The sequence below is a fragment of the Veillonellaceae bacterium genome (assembly GCA_012523975.1).
In the GTDB taxonomy this organism is placed as follows: Bacteria; Bacillota; Negativicutes; order JAAYSF01; family JAAYSF01; genus JAAYSF01.
In genome coordinates this window covers 1-21,254 of record JAAYSF010000051.1, presented here as the reverse complement: position 1 = coordinate 21,254, position 21,254 = coordinate 1, and the positions used below count along the sequence as shown (strand labels likewise).

General features: G+C 47.2%; 22 protein-coding genes. 21 read left to right on the top strand and 1 reads right to left on the bottom strand.

Annotated features, from left to right (window positions below; genetic code table 11):
* Nucleotides 1-114 precede the first annotated feature (114 nt).
* The 21 genes from cobA (at nucleotide 115) to GX348_07300 (ending at nucleotide 20,867) form a co-directional block, all read left to right on the top strand.
* Nucleotides 115-1,635 (top strand): uroporphyrinogen-III C-methyltransferase, encoded by a 1,521-nt coding sequence (gene cobA, locus GX348_07400; protein ID NLP42009.1) that lies wholly within the window; start codon nucleotides 115-117, stop codon nucleotides 1,633-1,635.
* A complete protein-coding gene (hemB, locus tag GX348_07395) occupies nucleotides 1,636-2,610 on the top strand; it encodes a porphobilinogen synthase (protein ID NLP42008.1) in 975 nt (324 codons plus the stop codon).
* A 13-nt stretch (nucleotides 2,611-2,623) separates the two neighbouring features.
* On the top strand, nucleotides 2,624-3,937 hold the full coding sequence (gene hemL, locus GX348_07390; protein NLP42007.1) for a glutamate-1-semialdehyde 2,1-aminomutase: 1,314 nt from the start codon (nucleotides 2,624-2,626) through the stop codon (nucleotides 3,935-3,937).
* A gap of 350 nt (nucleotides 3,938-4,287) precedes the next feature.
* The gene (locus GX348_07385) at nucleotides 4,288-4,893 is read left to right on the top strand and encodes a TetR/AcrR family transcriptional regulator (protein ID NLP42006.1); all 606 of its coding nucleotides are present in this window, start codon (nucleotides 4,288-4,290) and stop codon (nucleotides 4,891-4,893) included.
* A 20-nt stretch (nucleotides 4,894-4,913) separates the two neighbouring features.
* On the top strand, nucleotides 4,914-5,885 hold the full coding sequence (locus tag GX348_07380) for an HlyD family efflux transporter periplasmic adaptor subunit (GenBank protein ID NLP42005.1): 972 nt from the start codon (nucleotides 4,914-4,916) through the stop codon (nucleotides 5,883-5,885).
* A complete protein-coding gene (locus tag GX348_07375) occupies nucleotides 5,882-6,781 on the top strand; it encodes an ABC transporter ATP-binding protein (GenBank protein NLP42004.1) in 900 nt (299 codons plus the stop codon). The genes GX348_07380 and GX348_07375 overlap by 4 nt, the downstream gene beginning before the upstream one ends.
* A gap of 1 nt (nucleotide 6,782) precedes the next feature.
* Nucleotides 6,783-7,688, top strand: coding sequence for an ABC transporter ATP-binding protein (locus tag GX348_07370; protein ID NLP42003.1), 906 nt, complete (start codon nucleotides 6,783-6,785; stop codon nucleotides 7,686-7,688).
* On the top strand, nucleotides 7,685-8,815 hold the full coding sequence (locus GX348_07365) for an ABC transporter permease (GenBank protein NLP42002.1): 1,131 nt from the start codon (nucleotides 7,685-7,687) through the stop codon (nucleotides 8,813-8,815). The genes GX348_07370 and GX348_07365 overlap by 4 nt, the downstream gene beginning before the upstream one ends.
* A 102-nt stretch (nucleotides 8,816-8,917) precedes the next feature.
* Nucleotides 8,918-10,078, top strand: a complete 1,161-nt coding sequence (locus GX348_07360) for a type III PLP-dependent enzyme (protein NLP42001.1) — start codon at nucleotides 8,918-8,920, stop codon at nucleotides 10,076-10,078.
* A gap of 249 nt (nucleotides 10,079-10,327) precedes the next feature.
* A complete protein-coding gene (gene cpaB, locus GX348_07355; GenBank protein ID NLP42000.1) occupies nucleotides 10,328-11,185 on the top strand; it encodes a Flp pilus assembly protein CpaB in 858 nt (285 codons plus the stop codon).
* A 34-nt stretch (nucleotides 11,186-11,219) separates the two neighbouring features.
* The gene (locus GX348_07350) at nucleotides 11,220-12,479 is read left to right on the top strand and encodes a BON domain-containing protein (GenBank protein ID NLP41999.1); all 1,260 of its coding nucleotides are present in this window, start codon (nucleotides 11,220-11,222) and stop codon (nucleotides 12,477-12,479) included.
* A complete protein-coding gene (locus GX348_07345; protein ID NLP41998.1) occupies nucleotides 12,448-13,653 on the top strand; it encodes a MinD/ParA family protein in 1,206 nt (401 codons plus the stop codon). The genes GX348_07350 and GX348_07345 overlap by 32 nt, the downstream gene beginning before the upstream one ends.
* A gap of 13 nt (nucleotides 13,654-13,666) precedes the next feature.
* Nucleotides 13,667-14,635 (top strand): type II secretion system F family protein, encoded by a 969-nt coding sequence (locus GX348_07340; protein ID NLP41997.1) that lies wholly within the window; start codon nucleotides 13,667-13,669, stop codon nucleotides 14,633-14,635.
* A gap of 131 nt (nucleotides 14,636-14,766) precedes the next feature.
* Nucleotides 14,767-15,903: a histidine kinase gene (locus tag GX348_07335; GenBank protein ID NLP41996.1), complete on the top strand. Its 1,137-nt coding sequence runs from the start codon at nucleotides 14,767-14,769 to the stop codon at nucleotides 15,901-15,903.
* Nucleotides 15,904-16,095: 192 nt separating this feature from the next.
* On the top strand, nucleotides 16,096-16,269 hold the full coding sequence (locus GX348_07330; GenBank protein NLP41995.1) for a Flp family type IVb pilin: 174 nt from the start codon (nucleotides 16,096-16,098) through the stop codon (nucleotides 16,267-16,269).
* A gap of 64 nt (nucleotides 16,270-16,333) precedes the next feature.
* Nucleotides 16,334-16,738, top strand: a complete 405-nt coding sequence (locus GX348_07325) for a pilus assembly protein (GenBank protein NLP41994.1) — start codon at nucleotides 16,334-16,336, stop codon at nucleotides 16,736-16,738.
* A gap of 9 nt (nucleotides 16,739-16,747) precedes the next feature.
* The gene (locus GX348_07320; protein ID NLP41993.1) at nucleotides 16,748-17,182 is read left to right on the top strand and encodes a hypothetical protein; all 435 of its coding nucleotides are present in this window, start codon (nucleotides 16,748-16,750) and stop codon (nucleotides 17,180-17,182) included.
* An 80-nt stretch (nucleotides 17,183-17,262) separates the two neighbouring features.
* Nucleotides 17,263-17,580 (top strand): hypothetical protein, encoded by a 318-nt coding sequence (locus tag GX348_07315; GenBank protein ID NLP41992.1) that lies wholly within the window; start codon nucleotides 17,263-17,265, stop codon nucleotides 17,578-17,580.
* A gap of 10 nt (nucleotides 17,581-17,590) precedes the next feature.
* Nucleotides 17,591-18,955 (top strand): CpaF family protein, encoded by a 1,365-nt coding sequence (locus GX348_07310; protein NLP41991.1) that lies wholly within the window; start codon nucleotides 17,591-17,593, stop codon nucleotides 18,953-18,955.
* 23 nt (nucleotides 18,956-18,978) lie between these two features.
* The gene (locus GX348_07305) at nucleotides 18,979-19,905 is read left to right on the top strand and encodes a type II secretion system F family protein (GenBank protein NLP41990.1); all 927 of its coding nucleotides are present in this window, start codon (nucleotides 18,979-18,981) and stop codon (nucleotides 19,903-19,905) included.
* A 329-nt stretch (nucleotides 19,906-20,234) separates the two neighbouring features.
* Nucleotides 20,235-20,867: a 4Fe-4S binding protein gene (locus GX348_07300; protein NLP41989.1), complete on the top strand. Its 633-nt coding sequence runs from the start codon at nucleotides 20,235-20,237 to the stop codon at nucleotides 20,865-20,867.
* Nucleotides 20,868-20,900: 33 nt separating this feature from the next.
* Here GX348_07300 and GX348_07295 read toward each other — a convergent pair.
* Nucleotides 20,901-21,254 (bottom strand): dinitrogenase iron-molybdenum cofactor biosynthesis protein (locus GX348_07295; GenBank protein NLP41988.1); only part of this gene is annotated, 354 nt, incomplete at its 5' end.

The following is a 21,254-nucleotide window of genomic DNA, read 5'->3' as shown; positions in this document are numbered from 1 at the left end:
ATTAATTGAAAAAATTTATGAAAATATATTAAACCGGAGACTGGGTCAAAATGTTCAGATGCTCAGGCGCGAAATAGATGGGCGTTTTGCGTCGGTCTCCCCTTGGAGGTATTTATGAAAGGTTTAGTTTATTTGGTCGGCGCAGGTCCCGGCGATTATAAACTTATCAGTGTTAAAGCGCTGGAATGCATAAAAATAGCCGATACAATCGTATATGACCGGTTGGCTGATGACAGACTGCTGTCGCACGCTCGTCCTGATGCCGAAATGATATATGTGGGTAAGGCATCGAGTGCCCATACGATGAAGCAGGACGATATCAATCAACTGCTGGTTGATAAAGCTAAAGAAGGCAAGACGGTTGTTAGACTCAAGGGCGGCGACCCGTTTGTATTCGGACGGGGCGGCGAGGAAGCACTAAAACTCGTTGAACATGACCTGCCGTTTGAAGTTATCCCAGGTATTACCTCGGCAATTTCAGTGCCGGCCTATGCCGGAATACCGGTAACCCATCGCGGCATCGCGACATCGTTTGCCGTAATTACCGGTCACGAAGATCCAACCAAGGCTGAGTCCACAATCAAGTGGGACAAGTTGGCAACAGGTGTTGACACTCTTGTCTTTTTAATGGGCGTTGAGAATCTGCCGCATATCACAAGCAAACTGATCGAATTCGGTCGTCCTGCTGATACACCGGCGGCTGTTATCCGGTGGGGCACGAAACCTGAGCAGCGCGTATTAGTAACAACTGTCGGCCAGGCCGCGGCAGATGTTGAACAGCATAACATTACGCCGCCGGCGATTTTTATTGTCGGCGAGGTAGTCAAGCTGCGCAAAGAATTAGCCTGGTTTGATCGCAAACCGCTGTTCGGCAAGAAGATACTGGTTACCCGGGCGCGGGAACAAGCCAGCGCTTTAACGGCCAAACTAGAAAAGCTTGGTGCAGATTGTTCTGAAGCACCGGCTATTAAAATAGTGCCGCCAGATAGTTTTGCGGCGCTTGATGAAGCAATAACCAACTTACATACTTATGACTGGCTGATATTTACCAGCGTTAATGGTGTTGAATATTTCTACAAACGCCTGCATGCTGCCGGACGCGACACCCGGGCTCTGGCCGGTGCCAAGGTTGCGGCGATCGGCATCCAGACCGCTGAGCGGCTTAGACAATACGGTATTGTTGCCGACCTAGTGCCTGCTGAATTCAGAGCCGAAGGCATAATTGAAGTCATGCAGGATTTAATTGAGCCGGGAATGAAAATTTTGATTCCTCGCGCCCTTGTCGCTCGTGACATATTGCCGGAAAAATTCCGGGAAATCGGGGCTGCTGTCGACGTTGTGCCGGCATACCAAACAATAGCCGGCGAGGCTAATGGCGCGTATATTGCTGAGCAACTAAAGAATAACCAAATCGAAATGGTGACCTTTACAAGCTCGTCAACGGTAACTAATCTCCTTAAGTTATTAGGTGAAGACGGGGCTAAATTAGTAGCTAACGCCAAAGTTGCCTGTATTGGCCCGATTACGGCCGCTACTTGTCTGGAAAATGGCATTGAGTCTGATATTATTGCCGAGGAATTCACCATCAGTGGTCTTGTTAAGGAGATTGCCAAAATGTACGGGGAGGAATTATAAATGCCGGTTCCCTTCATTCGTCCGCGGCGGCTGCGAACTTCGGAAGGCATTCGCAGACTGGTGCGGGAAACAAGTTTAAGTGCAGATGATTTTGTTTATCCGCTGTTTATAGTGCCCGGCAAGGGCGTAAAGCGTGAAATAAGCTCATTGCCAGGCAGCTATCACTTGTCAGCAGATATGGCGGTGAAAGCGGCCGAGGAAGTATATGCCTTAGGCATTCCGGCAGTAATGGTTTTTGGGCTGCCGGAGTATAAAGATGAGCGCGGTACAAGCGCATGGGATATGAATAGTCCTGTCCAGCAGGCAATTATTCAAATCAAAGCTGCTGTGCCTGATTTGATAGTAATGAGTGACGTATGTCTGTGCGAGTATACATCTCATGGGCATTGTGGCGTGCCCATTGATGAGAAAATCGACAATGATTCCACGCTGCCACTGCTGGCCCAAACTGCCTTAAGCCATGCCTTAGCCGGGGCCGATATGGTCGCTCCCTCAGACATGATGGACGGCAGGGTGCAAGCCATTCGCGACCATCTAGATGAAAACGGTTTTAAAGATATCTCCATAATGTCCTATGCCGTAAAATATGCATCGGCCTATTATGGTCCGTTCCGGGAAGCTGCTGATTCAGCACCGCAATTCGGCGATCGCCGTTCCTATCAAATGGATCCGGCTAATGCCCGTGAGGCTATCAAGGAAGCCGAGCTCGATATCGCTGAGGGCGCTGATATTGTAATGGTTAAGCCGGCGCTAGCATATCTGGATGTTGTGCGTCAGGTGCGGGACAGCTTTACTGTTCCAATTGCGGCTTATAATGTTAGTGGCGAATATGCTATGGTAAAGGCGGCTGCCGCCAAAGGCTGGATTGATGAGAAGCGCACCGTCATGGAAACACTCTTGGGTATGAAGAGAGCCGGCGCGGATATAATTATTACATACCATGCCCTTGATGCGGCAAGATGGCTTAAGGAGTAAAGGAGGTACTAAAATGCCCTTTTCTTTAGAAAAATCAGCTCAGGCATTCGCTGAGGCTAAAAACTATATCCCGGGTGGCGTAAATAGTCCGGTAAGATCGTTTAGAGGGGTTGGCGGCACACCACCGTTCATAACCCGAGCGGCCGGTAGCAAAATGTACGATATCGACGGCAATGAGTATATCGATTACGTTTTGTCATGGGGACCAATGATTTTAGGTCATGCTCATCCCGCTGTAACCGAAGCGTTGCGGGAGGCTCTTTATTATGGCACAAGCTATGGCGCGCCTACTCTCCTGGAAACCGAACTTGCCAAACTGGTCACCGAAGCTGTACCGTCAATGGAACTGGTCAGGATGGTCAACTCCGGAACCGAGGCTACCATGAGCGTCCTCAGGCTGGCTAGGGCCTATACAAAACGCGGTAAGATTGTAAAATTCGCCGGCTGCTACCATGGACATCATGATAGTTTGCTGGTAAAAGCCGGCTCGGGGGCAACAACACTGGGGGTACCAGATAGCCCTGGCGTGACTGAAAATATTGCCAGCGGTACAATTACCGTAAACTATAATGATGCAGACGGTCTAGAGCAGGTTTTTGCCAAGCAGGGCGAGGAAATTGCCGCCGTTATCATCGAGCCTATTCCCGGCAACATGGGCTTAGTACTGCCTAAGGAAGGCTACTTGGCCAAAGTTCGTGAAATTACCGCCAAGTATGGCGCGTTGCTGATTTTTGATGAGGTTATGTCAGGCTTCCGAGCCGCATACGGCGGAGCGCAAGCGTTATTCGGCATTAAGCCGGACTTGACTTGTCTCGGCAAGGTAATCGGCGGCGGACTGCCGGTCGGTGCTTACGGCGGACGCCGCGACATTATGGAACATATTGCGCCAGCTGGGCCGGTATATCAAGCCGGAACCTTAAGCGGCAATCCGCTGGCCATGACTGCCGGAATTACGACCTTAAAAGTATTGTCGACCACTCCTGATATGTATAAACAACTAACCGAGAAGGCAGCCATTTTGAATGCCGGCATTTCGGCTCAGGCCGAAAAGTTTGGTTTCAAGCTGCAGTATCATCAGGCCGGCTCGATGTTCGGGATGTTCTTTAGTGATAAGCCTGTTTACGATTATGACAGCGCCAAGCAGTCAGATGTCGGAGCCTTTAATACCTACTTCCACGCCATGCTAGAGCAGGGTATTTATCTGGCACCATCGCAATTTGAAGCCGGCTTTATGTCAGCAGCACATTCCGATGAAGATATCGCTGCAACTATTGCGGCCAGCGCCAGAGCATTTGCCAAAGTGGCTGAGTATTACAAAACCCTTTAAAAAGGGTTTTGTTTTTTATCGATACTTGTTTCCCCGTGCTTCCGTGCCTTATCGGCCCATTCTGGAAAAAGCCGTTCCGTAGGACGGGAAATCGTGCAGCTTACGTTAAAAAATCCCGTTGTCTGAGCCGAAGTCGAGTTTAGGGATTTTAGTAAGCTGTGCGGTTTTCCAAGGCTTTTGGAAGATAGGGCCTAGACCCCGGCAGGATAGATTGTTAAGCAACGAAGAGACTTAGGTACCGGCAAGTTCTACTGATAGTATCAAGGAATGGACCACAGCTGCGAAGGTTGACTGCAGCTTATTATTATGCTATATATTAATCAATCGATTAATTAAACGGAGTGGTTCCAATGGATAAAGACTTACAGTCAAGAGAGCGCTTACTTGAAATTGCCGCTGGGTTATTTGCCCGTAAGGGATACGCGGCCGTTTCCATTAGGGAAATTGCACTAGCGGCAGGCGTTAACAGCGCTCTGATATCATATTATTTTAATGGCAAGCAAGGTCTGTACCAAGCAGTTCTTGAGATTGAAATATCACTAGTGCTTGCAATGCTTGACCGACTTAAGCAAACCAACCCTGATCCCTGTACCTTTTTACGAGGTTATGCGGTAGGTTTGGCTGAACTTCATATTGAGCGCCCCTCGCTGCTAAGATTAATCAGCGCCGAGCTAACTAATCCAACCGAATGCTTTGAGTCAGTTGTTAGGCCACGCATTCGTAAGATAGCCGATGATATTACTGCTGCAATTGTTCAAGGAATAGCGGCAGGAATATTTAGAGAAGATATCAACCCTTTGCTGGCAGCCTTGCAGCTTGCTGGTACAGTAAATTTCTTCTTTCTGGTGTCTCCGCTAGCTAATGCCTTTTTGGCAAGTGACGGCAGTCACAGGCACTCACGACAATATATCGTGCAAGCCATGGAAGTGTTTTTAAGCGGCATTCGCCGTAATTAAGATAAGGTGGTGGGAAAAAGATGCCTAGAAGAATCATTGCGGCTATTATTATTTTATTATTAGCGGGCTCAGTTACGGTATATAAGCTATATTTCAATAAGACGGACGGCATAACGGCAACGGGCACCATCGAGGTGACGCGCGCTGATATCACCCCCAAGACTAGCGGCTATCTTAAAGAGCTAAAAATTGTTGAGGGTGATAGTGTAAAACGCGGTCAGGTCGTTGCTACGATTAGCCGTCCCGATTTAGAGGCCCAGAAGTTAAGGGATGAGGCGGCGCTAGCAAAAGCTGTTGCCCAGCTGCGCGACTTAGAGAAAGGCGCGCGGAATCAGGAGATAGTTGAGGCGCGGGGCAGCGCTGCAGGCGCTTCGGCTGTTTATGAAAAAGCTAAAGCTGATTTTGATCGTTATCGGACCCTTCATCAACAGGGCGCCATTTCTGCCCAACAGCTCGATGCTGCCCGTTCTGCTTATGAGGTAGCCGCCAATAATCTTGCATCAGCGACAGCCCGTGCCAGCTTGGTTGAAGAAGGCAGCCGGCAGGATGCTATTGAAGCCCAGCGGCTTGAAGTCGAGCGCTCCAAGGCCGTTGTTGAGCTAGCGAAAACGGCGCTGGATGATACCATTCTGACCAGTCCGTTGGATGGACTGGTACTGACTAAAAATTATGAACCTGGGGAATTCGTTAACGCCGGTACGGCAGTGGCGACAATCGGTGATATGAAGGATTGCTGGGTAAAGATCTATGTTTCATCAACTCAGCTTGGGTTAATTAAAGTCGGCCAGCAAGTTGATGTCAAAGTAGACTCCTTCCCGGACCGAGTATTTAAGGGACAGATAAAAGAAATCAGCCAAAACGCTGAATTTACGCCTCGGCAAAGCATAACCCAGCACGAGCGGGCTAACTTAGTTTTTGCAGTAAAAGTAAAGGTTGCTAATGATGAAATGATCTTGAAGCCTGGCATGCCGGCCGATGTGGTAATTAAATGATCAGCCTCGATAATGTATCAAAAAGATTCGGCAGGATAACGGCTGTCGATAGCTTGTCGCTGGGGGTAAAAACCGGCGAAATCTTTGGCCTCGTTGGTCCTGACGGTGCAGGTAAAACTACAATAATCAGGATGATTATCGGGATACTGACGCCTGACAGTGGTGCTGTCAGTGTGTTGGGTGAGCATGTACTGGAAAAGATTAAGGGCAATATCGGCTATGTCCCGCAGAAATTCAGTTTGTACGGTGAATTGACGGTTATGGAGAACATCAGTCTCTTGGGGGCCTTGTACGGGGCAGATAAAGCCGACATTGATAAAATTGCCGAAGAAATTTTGACTTTGACTAAGCTCAAGCCTTTTAAGGATCGGCTTGCTGATAATCTGTCAGGCGGTATGAAACAAAAGTTGGCGTTGGCCGCCGGGCTTGTCCACAAGCCAAAGATACTATTTCTCGATGAGCCGACGACCGGTGTAGATCCCGTATCAAGGCGGGAGTTTTGGCAAATGCTGTACGGTCTTAATAAAGAGGGGATGACAATCGTTGTGTCAACGCCCTATATGGATGAGGCCGAGCTGTGCAGTCGGATTGCGTTTATGCACGACGGCCGGGTTATTGCCTGTGACACGCCAAAAGCGCTCTGCGCGGCTTATCCGCACAAATTGATCGAGCTTAAAACATCTGTCAAAAGACTAAAACCGATACTAAAAGACTGCGCTATTATGGATATCAGTTCGTTCGGGGATAGTTATCATCTGGTTGTAAGCGATGCTAACAAGGCGTTGCGTGAAATTAAGGCTGCACTTGGCCAGGCGGGAATAACTGACGCAACGCTCAAGCCTATCAGCCCGAGTCTTGAAGATGTTTTTGTCGCGCTAGCCGGTGAGGAGGTCTAAAATGTATGCCGTAAAGACAACCCAACTGACAAAAAAGTTTGGAGAGTTTATCGCTGTCGACCAAGTCGATTTGGCCGTCAAAAAAGGATCAATATATGGCTTTCTCGGTCCTAACGGATCAGGCAAATCTACGACTATTAGAATGCTGTGCGGAATATTATCCCCAACCTCGGGCAACGGTGAGGTGCTTGGACTAGACATTGCCCGCGACAGCGAGCTGATAAAGACCAAAATCGGGTATATGTCCCAGAAGTTTAGTTTGTATGATGATTTGACGGTACTTGAAAACCTTCGTTTCTATGCCGGTATTTACAGTTTGGCCGGAGCCGAGGCCAAGCAGCGAATCAAAGAAATGATTGGTATGGCTAACCTGGCAGGACGTGAGCATGAAATGACTGTAAATCTATCGGGAGGTTGGAAACAGCGGCTGGCACTTGGCTGCTCAATTTTGCATAAACCGGCGATTGTTTTTCTGGATGAACCGACGGGCGGTGTTGACCCCAAGTCACGGCGCATGTTTTGGGATATTATTTATGATTTAGCCGCCGGCGGCACAACCGTTATGGTAACGACGCATTTTATGGACGAGGCTGAGCATTGCGATGAAATCGGATTTATCTTTGAAGGAAAACTAATCGCCTCAGATACCCCACAAGCCCTTAAAGCGCGTGTACCAGGCAAACTGCTTTCATTAAGAGCCGATGACCCAATGGCCCTGCTGGCTAGAATTACCGCCGAGCAGGCCCCGTTTTTGGACGCCTATGTATACGGTTCAAGCCTTAGAGTACTGGTACAAGAAAACGACCAAGGCTATTATACAGACTATTCGCCGCAGGTGATTTCACCGTCCTTGGAAGATGTCTTTGTGAATTACGTCAAAAAAAGCCGCGGGGAGTTGATAAAATGAGGCGGCTTAAAGCTTTATTAATTAAAGAATTTATCCAGATGCGCCGTGACAGGCTTACCTTTGCCATGATGGTCGTAATGCCGATTATTCAGCTCTTATTATTTGGTTATGCCATCAATACCGATGTTAAACATCTGCCGACCGTTGTCTACGATCAATCGCTGCAGCAAGATGGGCGGGACTTCGTGTCAGCGCTGTCGGCGACCGAGTATTACGATATAAAGTATGTTGCGGCTAATTATCAGACCGTTACCGAGCTTATTGACAGCGGCAAAGCTAAGGTCGGAATTATCATTCCGCCTGATTTTACGCAAAACTTGAAACACGGCCGGTCAGCGGCGATTCAAGTCATTGTTGATGCCTCTGACTCGATGTCGGCTGCGTCGGCAATAAGTACGGCTCAAATAATAGGTTTAAAAGAATCCCAGGAAATTGTTATAAACCGCCTTCAAGGCGGGGTGGCCGGCAGTCATGCTGCTGAAATGCCCTATGATATCAGAATCCGGCCCTGGTATAACCCCGACTTTATTTCGGCGTATTATATGGTGCCCGGCATTATGGGAGTTATTTTAACAATGACCATGGTTATGATTACCTCAATGGCCATTGTCCGCGAACGGGAACGCGGCACTTTAGAGCAACTAATCGTAACGCCGATGCGTTCTTATGAACTTATGCTGGGAAAACTCATCCCGTATGTTTTTGTCGGCTATGTTCAGGCTACCTTAGCGATGATGGTAGGTGTCATCGTGTTTGACCTGCCCGTCCGCGGCAGTCTGGCGCTGCTATACGGCTTGACTACATTATTTATTGTCGCATCACTGGGACTCGGAATCCTCATTTCAAATATTGCCAAGACCCAGATGCAGGCCATGCAGATGTCGTTCTTTATCTTTTTGCCAAGCGTACTGTTGTCAGGCTTTATGTTTCCGCGCGAAGCTATGCCAACCTTTTTCTATTACATTGGCTATGTACTGCCGCTGACTTATTTTCTGGAAATTGCCCGCGGTATTATCCTAAAAGGCATTGGCCTCAACTATCTGCTAGCGCCGGTAGTGGCCCTCTCGGCCTATATAATTGCTGTGCTGACGGCCAGTGTGCTTAAGTTCCAAAAAAAGCTGTCATAAAGGACCAAAAAAATATTTTTTTCAAACATTGCACTTTCGGCCAGTTGTGTTAAAATCTAATCATGCCTTTTACAAGTCATAATTTAGACGGGGGGATGATAAATGGAAAAGTTCTTCAAACTGACAAAACCGGCGGTAGATTATCTGGCCGAAAACTATGGTACACCGCTGCTGGTTATTTCCGAGAAACAAATCGAACGCAATTATAAATTTCTCGCCAAGCGACTGCCTGGCGTTAAGATATATTATGCGGTCAAGGCTAATCCAAACGAGCGGATTATCGCAAAGCTGAATGAACTCGGTTCTTGTTTCGACGTCGCTTCGGACGGCGAAATTTTGGCGCTTTCCGCGCAGGGAGTAGACGCTGACCGTATGGTTTATGCCAATCCTGTAAAAACTCCAGGAGGCCTTAAAGCCGCTAAAAGCACCGGTGTAAATAAATTCACCTTTGACAGTGAGAGCGAGATTGCCAAGATGGCGAAGTTAGTGCCAGGCGGTACTTCTCTGCTGCGCATCAGAGTGGACAATCCCGATGCTCATGTTGACCTCAATAAAAAGTTCGGCGCCCGTCCGGAAGATGCGCTGCGCCTTTTAGAAATGGCTAAGGCCCAGGGGCTTGATGCCGCAGGGATTTGTTTCCATGTTGGCAGTCAGTCGCCTAATGCCGACGCTTATATCCAAGCTTTGCAAATCAGCCGCAGGCTGTTTGATGAGGCTAAACAACAAGGTCTTGATCTAAGAATTCTCGATATCGGCGGCGGATTTCCGATTCCCGCCCTCAATGAAGATATTGACATTTCCGGCATGATTGAAACAATCGGCGCGGCAGTAAGAAAGTATTTCCCTGACATCGAAGTGTGGTGTGAGCCGGGCCGGTTTATCTGCGGCACCGCGATGAACCTGATTACTAGAGTTATTGGTGTGCAGGAGCGCAATAATAAAGTTTGGTATTTCCTTGATGATGGTTTATACGGAACTTTTTCAGGTATAATCTTCGACCACTGGGATTTCGAGCTAGAGACTTTTAAGACTGGTCCTAAGATTCCGGCAACTTTTGCCGGGCCAAGCTGTGATTCGCTTGATATTCTCTTCCGCGACAAGCTGACAGTACCGCTGGAAATGGATGATGTGCTCTTGGTTCCCAACTGCGGTTCATATACTTCAGCTTCGGCTACCGTTTTCAACGGTTTTGCTAAAACGCCGATTTTAATATGGGAAGACATTGAACTGGAGCTTACAAACAATATAATATTAGCAGGTTAATTCAAGGAGACACTTCGGTGTCTCCTTTTACTTGCAGGTAATATATTGCACTGCGGCGAATCTAGTCGGATATTGCAATAATGTCCGGGCTAACAACAATCCGAAGCAGGCCCCACTTTAGTGGGGCGGTGGTCCCAGAAAAACCAGACCGCACAAGGCTGTCATTTAAGGAAGAAGGTCAGATGAAAACACCCTGTCTAATTAGTACAATGTAAATATAGATAAGGAAGGCGGGGGGAGTGAGAATAATTGCAAAAATTTTCAAACAAAGGATTGCTGGCAATTGCGCTGATTTTAAGTGTTATGATTTCACTGCTAGTATATAACTACCTGCAAAAAGCTAGCGGCCGTACTGACGCTAAGGACAGCGTGCCTGTCATTGTAGCTAAAGCTGATATGCCGCCCAAGACTAAGATAACGCCGGGTATGGTCGAAGAGACCAAGGTTCCGTCTGAGTATGTGCAGCCGGGAGCGGTAATGGATTTAAACAGTATAGTTGGGACAATTGTCCGGGAGCATATTGTGCCAGGCGAGCAGGTTACAGAACAGCGATTAATGAGAGAAAATAAAGCAGCTGGATTTACCGGTATTATTCCCCGCGATAAACGGGCTCTGACAGTAATGGTAAATGAGGTCAGCGGCGTTGCCGGATTTATAAAGCCGGGCGACTATGTTGACGTCATTGCGACCTTTGATCAGTCTACCGTAGGTGATGATGTCAGTCATCTTATTCTGCAAAATGTCTTGGTACTGGCTGCTAACCGTGATGCTGAGGACGGTATTACGGCAGAAGGGAATAAACAAGGAGCTAAGGAGACCATTAAAACCTCGACCATTACTTTAGCCGTTACGCCCGATGAAGCTGCCAAATTAACACTGGTCCACGAAAAAGGCAAGATTAATTTAGCTCTGCGCCCGTACTTGCCGCTGAACGGAATCGAAATAACTAATGTGGTAACGCCGAAAGATTTGGTAGGGATACAGGTTCCATCCACACCACAGCCGGTCTATATAACAAGTGAGACTGCTAATGCGGTTCCCTCGTCTGGCGGCCCAGGAGTTAGCGTGATTCGGGGCACCGAGATTGAGACAATACCGCTAAATTAAAGCTCTCGAAAATAATGAAAGAAGGTAGCTATTTATGTATTATATACGCGCTTTCTTCACGGCCGTTATACTTGCTGCGTTTATCATAATCGTTAGTCCGTCAGCTTTGGCTGCTGAAAGTCTGTCAGTCGCCGTCAATCAGTCACGGGTACTGCACTTTTCTGGCGTTCAACGGGTTGCAATTGCAAATCCTGATATCGCTGACGTCTTGGTGGTTTCCGGCTCGGAAGTTTTGCTGCTCGGAAAAGCGCCTGGCGCCACGACCTTTCATGTGTGGTCGTATGCCGGCCGGTCCAGTTATCTGGTAGAAGTTGCGGCCGATGATGCGCCAATTGCCAATGAAATCAGAGCTATTTTAGGCTATGAGAATATTCGGGTCAGTAAAGTCGGTAAAACGATAATTCTTGAGGGTAAAGTAAGCGATCAATATCAAAAAGGCCGGGCAGAGGCTGTTGCCGGTGCCTATGGCAATAAGGTCGTCAATTTACTGGAGCTTACTAAGCCGGTACAGGTGAAAATTGAGGCCAAGATAGTTGAAATAGATCGCGCTAAAGAGAAAAAATTAGGTATTAATTGGTCTGCAGCTGATGCTCCGGGAATGTTTAGTTTTGGCCAAAGCGCTATCAACAAAACAGCCTCTAAGGCATTTGGAAGTTTGGGAACCTATTCCGAAATTAACGCCGAGCTTAAAGCGCTCATTAAGAACGGGGCGGCAAAAATCCTGTCACAGCCGAATGTCATAACACTTAGCGGTGATAAAGCCGATATTTTAGTAGGAGGCCAGATTCCTGTTCCCGTAAGTGTCCAAAACGGACAGATTGCCATAGAATGGAAGGATTATGGTATTAAACTGGAAGTTGCGCCGATGGTTAACGCCGAGGGTTTAATTAATAGCAAAATTAAAGCTGAAGTAAGTTCATTAGATTGGGATTCGGGGAAAAGCATTGAGTTGGGTAACAATATGAAGATTCCGCCGATCAAATCAAGTCAGGCCGAGACTTCAATTGCCTTATCTTCAGGACAGACAATGGCTATTGGTGGCTTGATTTCCAGCCAAGCAACACGGGATATTACTAAAGTTCCGTTACTTGGTGATTTACCGGTTATTGGAAATTTGTTCAAAAGCACTGCTTTTAACAAGAACGAGACTGAGCTAATTATCTTAATTACACCTTCTATTGTTGACCCGGCTGACTATATACCGCAGGCTACGCAAGAAATGCAAGATTTTATCCAAGAGGATCCATGGGGAGGGACAAATGATGGCCGAGAAGATAAAGGTACTAATCGCTGACGATATTGAGGCGACCCGGATAAATATTGGCAAGCTGATGGAGTTCCATCCCGAAATAACATCAGTTGCTGAGGCTGCTACGGCAGACGAGGCTATTGAAAAGGCTAAAAGCACCAATCCTGATATTATCCTTATGGATATAAACATGCCCGGCATGGATGGAATTACGGCAACTGAGGTGATATCTACTGAACTGCCAGGGACAGCTATAATTATCATGAGTGTTCAGGGCGAGCAGGAGTATCTGCGCCGCGCCATGCTAGCCGGGGCAAAAAATTATTTAGTCAAGCCCTTCACCGGCGATGAGCTGCTACAGGCTGTTAAACAAGTTTATGCAAACGAGCAGAAACGCCGCAACGTGGTAGCCATGGCAAAGCCACCGGCTAAAGGTAAGATTATTACGATCTTCAGTACTAAAGGGGGCATTGGCAAAACAACTATTGCCACCAATCTGGCCGTCGCGCTAGCTGATAGGACGGGTGCCAAGGTTGGGATTGTTGACGCCGACCTTCAGTTTGGCGATGTGTCGCTATTTTTAAATTTGCTGCCGCAAGCAACGATTGCTGACTTGGTGCGGGATATTGACAATCTTGACCCAACTCTGATTAACAGTTACCTCACCGCTTATAATGAGAATGTCAAAGTGCTTCCGGCGCCGTTTCGGCCTGAGCAAGCCGAAACTATTACCGGCAGTCACCTGTCCGCCATCCTGGAAACTATGCAGACCATGTTTGATTACGTGATAGTTGATACTGCGCCAATGTTTAATGACACGATATTATCCATCCTAGATGTATCAGATCAGATAATGGTAGTTTCCTCAATGGATCTGCCGACAATCAAGAATGTTAAATTGTGCTTGGAAATAATGGAGTCCCTGAACTATCTCCCCGACAAAGTAAAGGTCGTTTTAAACAGGGCCAATTCAGAAGGCGGCATGGAGCCGCACGAAGCTGAAGAAAGTCTGCGCTGCACCTTTATCGCTACTCTGCCGAGTGACGGTAGAGTAGTCGTCGGTTCGGTCAACCGCGGAATACCTTTCGTGGCTTCCGATCCTGATGCCCAAGTATCCCAGTCGGTATTTAACTTAGCTAAGACATTGGCTTCAGGTGAGTGGAAAGTTAAGCAGCAGCCTAAAGGCGTTGTCGAGAAATTAAAACGCCTGTTTGGTTAACGGAGGCGAGATTATGGTGCTGTTAATTTCAGTATTGGTATTTCTTGCAACCAACGTAATAATATTAACAGCCTACAAGGTGCTGACAACTGAAAAAAGAATGGTGAGCAAGCGGCTGGATACGTATATACGAAAACCAGCCGTGCCCGATCAGCGTGTTGAGCAAGCTGACGGTGCAAAACACGGGGGGATTCGACTGGTTATTCGGGGCATCAGCAAGTATATTGAGTCACCCCGAATAACACCCTGGTTGGAACATCAACTTATGCAGGCCGGGCTGCCGATACGTGGTTCCGAATTTCTTGTAGTGTGCAGTGGCGCAGCTGTATTAGCGGCGTTAATTCTCATGCTTTTTACCGGCAAGCTGGTGGTTGCGGCACTAGGTTTAGCATTAGGTTTCGTTATTCCGCTCATCTTTCTCCGGGTTAAGATTGACCGACGGACGGCGGCTTTTAACAATCAGCTTGGCGATTCACTGGTTTTAATTGCAAATTCGCTTAGGACCGGCTACAGTTTTATGCAGGCAATCGAAATGGTATCGAAGGAAATGCCTAAGCCGATTTCGGAAGAGTTTGAAAGAGCCCTCAAAGAAATGAGTCTAGGGGTTTCAACCGAAGACGCTATGAATAATCTTGCCAAACGAATTGATAGCAATGATCTGGACTTAGTTATCACAGCCGTAATTATTCAGCGGCAGGTTGGCGGTAATCTGGCCGAAATTCTGGATAATATTGCTGCTACAATCAGAGCAAGAGTTAAAATGAAGGGCAAGATTAGAACCCTTACTGCTCAAGGCCGTATTTCAGGAATAATTGTCGGTTTGCTTCCCATAGCTGTCGGGATACTTATATATATGATGAATCCTGAATATATTAAAGTGCTATTTACGCACCCGATCGGCCGAATGATGCTGATTGCCGGTGTTGTCAGCCAATTGCTTGGGATTATAATGATTAGAAGGATAATAAACATTGAGGTTTGATAAGCGAGATTGATGCATTCTGCCTTGGTTTCTTGGAGTGTGTGTCAGTCTCTGTTTGGTTATAATATGCCAAGAAACAACTAAACCGCTGGCGAATAAATGTCAAGATTCTTGATAAGGTGAAGGTAAATATGGAATCAAATACGGTTGATGTAAAAATGCTTGATAAAATAGTAAAAGACACGCTCGTAGCCATCGAAAAGAGCAAGAGTCAAATTTTCGATATTTATGAGTCTGCTCGTAATGAAATGGAAAATGTAAAGAAAGATGTTGAGCGTGTAAAACAGAAAACGGCTGATACAATCTTTGCGGTTGATGAACTGGAAAAACGCGAGCGGCGGGCTCAACTGCGTCTGATGGAGGTCAGCCGTAATTTTAAAGCATATAAAGAAGAGGACATTGAGGCAGCTTATAATGAGGCCAAAAACCTGCAAGTTGAGCTGGCTGTTGCCCGTGAGCAGGAACAACAGCTGCGGCGTCAGCGTGATGAACTTGAAATTCGCCTTAAGTCGCTTAAAGATACTGTTGAAAAGGCTGAAAACCTGGTATCGCAGATTGGAGTTGTCTTGGGCTATTTAGGCAGTGAAATGGGCGGCGTTGTTACTAAAATTGAATCACTGCAGCAAAGCCAATTGTTCGGGGTAAAGATTATTAAAGCTCAGGAAGAGGAGCGGCGCCGCGTAGCTAGGGAAATTCACGACGGTCCGGCCCAGGCGATGGCCAATGTCGTATTTCGGGCTGAGGTATGCGAGCGCCTGGTTGATATTGATATCGAACGTTGTAAAAATGAGTTACGAGACCTACGAGAACAGGTGAGGGGCTGTTTGAAAGAAACACGGAAAATCATTTTCGATCTGCGGCCGATGACACTTGATGATTTGGGGCTGGTTCCGACCGTTAAACGCTTCTTGGATACAATGAAAGACCGGACCGGTTTGAGTGCTGATATAAAAGTACATGGTGAAGAGAAACGGTTAGATTCTTATTTGGAAATTGGTTTGTTTCGCATCATTCAAGAGGCTCTCAAAAATGTCGAAAAACATGCTGCCGCTAATACAGTCCGGGTGATAATTGAATTTACACCAAGCTTTATTTTAGCTGCCGTTGAAGATAATGGCCGAGGTTTTGATTCTGCTGATAGTGTTGGTACCGAAAGTTTTGGCATATTAGGCATGCGTGAACGAATGAATCTCTTACATGGTGAAATAAAAATTAAATCTAGAAAAGGCAAGGGCACTAGAGTAAGAATTAAAGTCCCCCTCCGCTAGGACTAAATCCTCGTATTGTTATGACCACTTACCCAATAACTGGTTGAGACTTGGCACCTACTGAGATAAGACCAAGGGTCGATGGCAAACGGACAAGGTTTTGGTAAAATTAAGACAGAAACAATTTCCAAGACCGGAGCCTAAAGCTATTAACAATACAGGGAGGTTTTATTAATGAAAAAGCTTGTTAACATGATGCTATGGTGGCAGAATATCAAAGCCTCAGTTCGTAATGAGAAGGGCCAAGGGATGGTCGAATACGGTTTAATCTTAGCGCTCGTTGCAGTTGCAGTTGTAGGTGTACTGGGAGCAATGGGCGACCAACTAAATACGATGTTTACTACTGTTTCAGAAGGACTTCAATAAACGAACCACAATAATCCCCCCGGCTTCCAGCCAGGGGGCTTATCTTTCTCGCCGAAGGGAGATGATGGTAGTGCTAGGCATAAAAAAGTATATTCGCGACAATCGCGGGCAGGCCGTAGTGGAGTTTGCTTTAATAGTGCCGGTACTGCTGCTGCTGGTTTTAGGAATTATGGAGTTTAGCATGGTAATTCATCAATATATGGTTGTCGCGGGAGCATCTCGTGAGGGGGCCAGAGCTGCGGCACTGGGCGGTAGTGATGCCGATATTGAAGCAGCTGTCCAGAATGCTGTCTCCGGACTTGACAGCGCTAAACTTATCGTTACGCCATCGCCTACACCAACTAGGACGCAAGGTGATCCGGTGACAGTCACTGTTACATATCCGTTTAAGCCGGTTACGCCGCTGATAGGCGCATTTTTCTCGGAAGATTACCGCGTTAAAGGGATAACTGTAATGCGGGTAGAGTAGGTGAAACTTATGTTTAAACTACTGCGTGAGCAAAAAGGTTCCGTTGCGGTGCTTACAGCGGTTGCCGTGACAGCACTATTGGGATTGGCCGCAATTACCGTTGACATCGGTAATTTATATCTTAACAAAACTCAGCTGGCCAATATGGCCGATGCCGCCGCGCTGGCCGGAGCCCGCGACCTTCCCGAAGGGGAGGAACAGGCTATGCTAGCAGCTAATAATTATGCCGAAAGAAACGGCAAACCCGGCGATACAATAGTGATGGCAGTAAATGGCGATAATACAGTAATAAACGTAACTGTAAGGCGCCAGGTGCCGCTCATTTTTGCCAAGGTATTTAACTTTATGTCATCTGAGGTTTCGGCTACCGCCAAAGCTTCAAACCAGGTCGTTACCGGTGTTACGGGAGCGGTGCCGGCAGTGACGGCAACTATGGCGGTTTAGGGCTAGGGGGCACCGGCGCCAATGTCTATAATTATAATATCCGTTATGGTTATGACGGAAGACTTGCTGTTGGCCAATGGGTGGATACCGAGCCGGGCAATATGTCGGGCCCGACGAGCGATGGTGTCCGTTACCGTATCAGCCTTGATCCTTACGCAACCTTTGATACTGTGACCCATGATTCACCCCGTATCATCATTGTTCCAATAATCGATAATTTGGATGTTAATGGGCGGGAACCGGTACAGATAGTAGGTTTCGGAGCGTTTTTTCTGGAAAGCGTAGGCGGCAGTGGTAATAAGAACTATGTCACCGGGCGGTTCATGCGCATGTATATCGTCGGTGAACAAGGGAGCGCTACCGACTACGGCGTTCGCAACGTTCGTCTAATTAGTTAGAGGTGAAGTTATGTCGCTGTTAAAACGTCTGGAAATGCAAAAGCAAGCAGAGAAGCCGAGCGGGCGGGAAGCGGTTAAAACAGCCGCCCCGGCGCGGTCCGATCCATACCAGAACTTAAAAACACGTATTCATCGCAAGATAGTCGATGAGATGAGCAGTGATGAAAATAAGGCGTTAACCGAAAAAGACGTCGATAAAGCCGCCCTCGGAAAAGTTGTGGCGCAGATTGCCAACGCCGTAATGGATCTTGAAAATATGCCGATCTCGCGAGCTGACAGGGCAAAAATCATTACCGAGGTGGTCGAAGGAGTATTAGGCTATGGACCAATCGATCCCTTGCTTAAAGACGACAGCATTTCTGAGGTCATGGTCAATAGCCCTTCCCAAGTCTATGTCGAACGCAAAGGCAAGTTGGTGCTGACAGATGTTAAATTTCGCGATGACGCCCATGTTATGCAGGTTATTGAAAAAATTGTTGCTCCGTTAGGGCGGCGGATTGATGAGAGTTCGCCAATGGTAGATGCCCGTCTGCCGGACGGTTCGCGAGTTAATGCCATAATTCCGCCGCTGGCGCTTAAAGGTCCGTCGCTTACTATTCGAAAATTTGCCAAAAACCCGCTAACTGTTGAGCGATTGATCGATTTTGGGACAATAACCCGGGAAATGGCTGACTTTCTCCAGGCTTGCGTTGAAGGCAAGCTTAATATAGTTGTTTCTGGCGGTACCGGCTCAGGTAAAACAACTACACTTAATATATTATCCTCATTTATCCCGTCCGATGAGCGTATTGTAACTATCGAGGATGCCGCAGAACTTCAATTGCGGCAGGATCACGTAGTAACCCTCGAGACCAGGCCGGCTAATATTGAGGGTAAAGGGGCAATAACCATGCGTGATCTAGTCCGTAACAGCCTGCGGATGCGGCCGGATCGTATTGTTGTAGGCGAGGTGCGGAGTGGTGAGGCGCTGGATATGCTCCAGGCTATGAATACCGGTCATGACGGGTCCTTAACAACTGGCCATGCCAATACACCGCGTGATATGCTCAGCCGTTTGGAAACAATGGTGCTTATGGCCGGTATGGACCTGCCGGTACGGGCTATCCGTGAGCAGATTGCCTCAGCAATAGACCTAATCGTACAGCAGTCCCGACTGCAGGATGGCAGCCGCCGAATTACCCATTTAACGGAAGTCCAGGGTATGGAAGGTGATGTAATAACCCTGCAGGACATATTCATCTTTGAGCAGATGGGTAAAGATAAAAACAATAAAATTATCGGTCAGTTTAAGCCGACCGGGATCAGACCAAAGTTTCTGGAAAAGTTAGCGTCTAACGGGATCAGTGTACCTAATGAGATATTCTGGTCTAAGTGAGAACAGGCCTGGGGGTGAGTGTGATGCTTATCGCTATTACGCTATTAACGTTCACAATGTTTTTCATCTTGTCTTATTTAGCACTGAATGCATTTCTGCCGGTACGTGACCCAGTTGAGATGCGCCTTAAGGCCTTGGAGAACTATGGCGGCAGCCGGACCGATATTGATCATGAGTTGGATAAACCTTTTAAAGAAAGGATTTTAGCACCGCTTACCAGTAATTTAGCTTCGGCCGTCGACCGGCTTGCTCCGGCATCAGTCAAGAAAGTGGTGGCCGATAGGCTGGCTATGGCCGGCGGCTTCGCTGGATTAGGCGTTGAAGAGTTTCTGCTGTTTTGCATAATATTAGCTGTTGCGCTGTCGTCCGTTGTTTGCTCTTTAGCCATGGTGTTACAAACACCGGCCGGAAAAACTTTTGCGCTGGCCATAATCTTCGGACTTATCGGATTAATAGCGCCTTTTGTCCTGCTTAGCCGAAATATCGCCCAGCGTAAGCTAAGTATTCAGCGTGACTTACCCGACGTGCTTGACTTATTGACAGTAAGTGTCGAAGCCGGGCTAAGTTTTGACGGAGCCTTAGCCAAACTTTCGGAAAAAATGAAAGGGGCGCTTGTCGACGAGTTCACCCGACTGCTGCAGGAAATCCGGATGGGCATACCGCGCCGGGAGGCCCTGACTGCAATGGGACTAAGGTGTGATGTCCCCGATGTGTCACTATTTACGACCTCGCTTGTCCAAGCCGATCAATTAGGGGTAGGAATCGGCAATGTGCTGAGGGTCCAATCAGCAAGCATGCGGGAAAAGCGCCAGCAGCGGTGCGAAGAAAAGGCTATGAAAGCTCCTATTAAAATGATGCTTCCGTTGGTATTGTTTATCTTTCCAACTATATTTATCGTGCTTTTAGGTCCGGCTATCATCCAAATAATGGCAGTATTAATGGATAGATAAAGCTCATAGAGATGTTAGTTGTTCTCAATATTAATAAATTAACCGATGACGAAGACGCTGTAGGATTCCATCTTTTCTGGTGGAGTTTTATAGCGTCTTTGTCGCGTTTTAAAAGATGATGACTGAAAAGTATCTTGCGTATACGAAGGGTTTGTGTAACTTCGGTCATGTGCAGTTACAATAATTTCCCATTTATAGTTTGGATTAATGAGTTGATTTTAGCTAAATAATAGGGTATATTTAATACACCCCCCCTAGGGGAGGGGTAACAAGAGATTTAAACAAAGATTGATATGATTTATTCAATTTTGGGGAAAGGAGTAACAGGTATGAGAAATAGTAGTCAAAAATATCTATTCTGGATTTTAGTGGTATATTTGGTAGTAGGTCTGGTTTATCCCGCGATTGGCCTGCTTGCGATAATATGTATGCTTGCGCCGGTCATACTGGCTCCGTTCAAAGGGAGATATTGGTGCGGCAATTTTTGCCCGCGAGGCAGTTTTTACGATAACGTAATTGCAAAATTTTCTCCTCGGAAATCTATCCCTGCTGTTTTCCGCAGTACTGGATTCCGAATATTTATGGTTGTATTTATCATGGGCGTATTTGCCATCCAGATGTACTACGCATGGGGTGATGTCTCGGCAATGGGAGCGGTGTTTGTGCGGATTATTTTAATAACAACAATCGTCGGTATTGTGCTAGGGGTTGTATATCATCAGCGTGCATGGTGTTCCTTCTGCCCGATGGGTACGATGGCGAGCTGGTTTAGCGCTAAGTCCAAGCCTCTGCCTTTAAAGGTAGAAAATTCGTGCGTTAGCTGTAAATTATGTACGACTGCATGTCCTATGCAATTATCGCCCTATGATGCAAAAGGAAGCGCAGCGGGGTTTACCCATAGCGATTGTTTAAAATGCCGCCGCTGCGTAGAAAAATGCCCTCAAAAGGCGCTGTCGTTTTAAGATGCATATTGTGGCAGCGCCTTTTGCAACATATTACCTGCCATGTCCTATTGCGCCGGGAACATCAATAGCAGATAGTTTGCCGTCATTGAAAGCTGCAAGAGCCTCTTCGACGGTACTGGCGTTGTCGCCGAAAGAATACATGGCAATTTGCTCTGCCTGCAGCACTTTAAAAGCCTTGGGTCCGACATGACCGGTTATGAGTATTTTCGCCCCGGTTTTAGCCAGCGATTGCCCGGCTTGAATGCCAGCTCCATGCGCGGCTTGGAGATTTTGCGTATTAGGAACTGATTCCCAGGTATCGCTTTCCTGGTCATAAAGGACAAAATAATCAGCCCGGCCAAAACGGGGATCGACAGGTGATAACCGGTCATAACCAAGCGCGGT

Bases quoted from the DNA above. Each gene is read 5' to 3' on its own strand.
- cobA (NLP42009.1), top strand. From the start codon at position 115: ATGAAAGGTTTAGTTTATTTGGTCGGCGCAGGTCCCGGCGATTATAAA.
- hemB (NLP42008.1), top strand. From the start codon at position 1,636: ATGCCGGTTCCCTTCATTCGTCCGCGGCGGCTGCGAACTTCGGAAGGC.
- hemL (NLP42007.1), top strand. From the start codon at position 2,624: ATGCCCTTTTCTTTAGAAAAATCAGCTCAGGCATTCGCTGAGGCTAAA.
- GX348_07385 (NLP42006.1), top strand. From the start codon at position 4,288: ATGGATAAAGACTTACAGTCAAGAGAGCGCTTACTTGAAATTGCCGCT.
- GX348_07380 (NLP42005.1), top strand. From the start codon at position 4,914: ATGCCTAGAAGAATCATTGCGGCTATTATTATTTTATTATTAGCGGGC.
- GX348_07375 (NLP42004.1), top strand. From the start codon at position 5,882: ATGATCAGCCTCGATAATGTATCAAAAAGATTCGGCAGGATAACGGCT.
- GX348_07370 (NLP42003.1), top strand. From the start codon at position 6,783: ATGTATGCCGTAAAGACAACCCAACTGACAAAAAAGTTTGGAGAGTTT.
- GX348_07365 (NLP42002.1), top strand. From the start codon at position 7,685: ATGAGGCGGCTTAAAGCTTTATTAATTAAAGAATTTATCCAGATGCGC.
- GX348_07360 (NLP42001.1), top strand. From the start codon at position 8,918: ATGGAAAAGTTCTTCAAACTGACAAAACCGGCGGTAGATTATCTGGCC.
- GX348_07350 (NLP41999.1), top strand. From the start codon at position 11,220: ATGTATTATATACGCGCTTTCTTCACGGCCGTTATACTTGCTGCGTTT.
- GX348_07345 (NLP41998.1), top strand. From the start codon at position 12,448: ATGGCCGAGAAGATAAAGGTACTAATCGCTGACGATATTGAGGCGACC.
- GX348_07340 (NLP41997.1), top strand. From the start codon at position 13,667: ATGGTGCTGTTAATTTCAGTATTGGTATTTCTTGCAACCAACGTAATA.
- GX348_07335 (NLP41996.1), top strand. From the start codon at position 14,767: ATGGAATCAAATACGGTTGATGTAAAAATGCTTGATAAAATAGTAAAA.
- GX348_07330 (NLP41995.1), top strand. From the start codon at position 16,096: ATGATGCTATGGTGGCAGAATATCAAAGCCTCAGTTCGTAATGAGAAG.
- GX348_07325 (NLP41994.1), top strand. From the start codon at position 16,334: ATGGTAGTGCTAGGCATAAAAAAGTATATTCGCGACAATCGCGGGCAG.
- GX348_07320 (NLP41993.1), top strand. From the start codon at position 16,748: ATGTTTAAACTACTGCGTGAGCAAAAAGGTTCCGTTGCGGTGCTTACA.
- GX348_07310 (NLP41991.1), top strand. From the start codon at position 17,591: ATGTCGCTGTTAAAACGTCTGGAAATGCAAAAGCAAGCAGAGAAGCCG.
- GX348_07305 (NLP41990.1), top strand. From the start codon at position 18,979: ATGCTTATCGCTATTACGCTATTAACGTTCACAATGTTTTTCATCTTG.
- GX348_07300 (NLP41989.1), top strand. From the start codon at position 20,235: ATGAGAAATAGTAGTCAAAAATATCTATTCTGGATTTTAGTGGTATAT.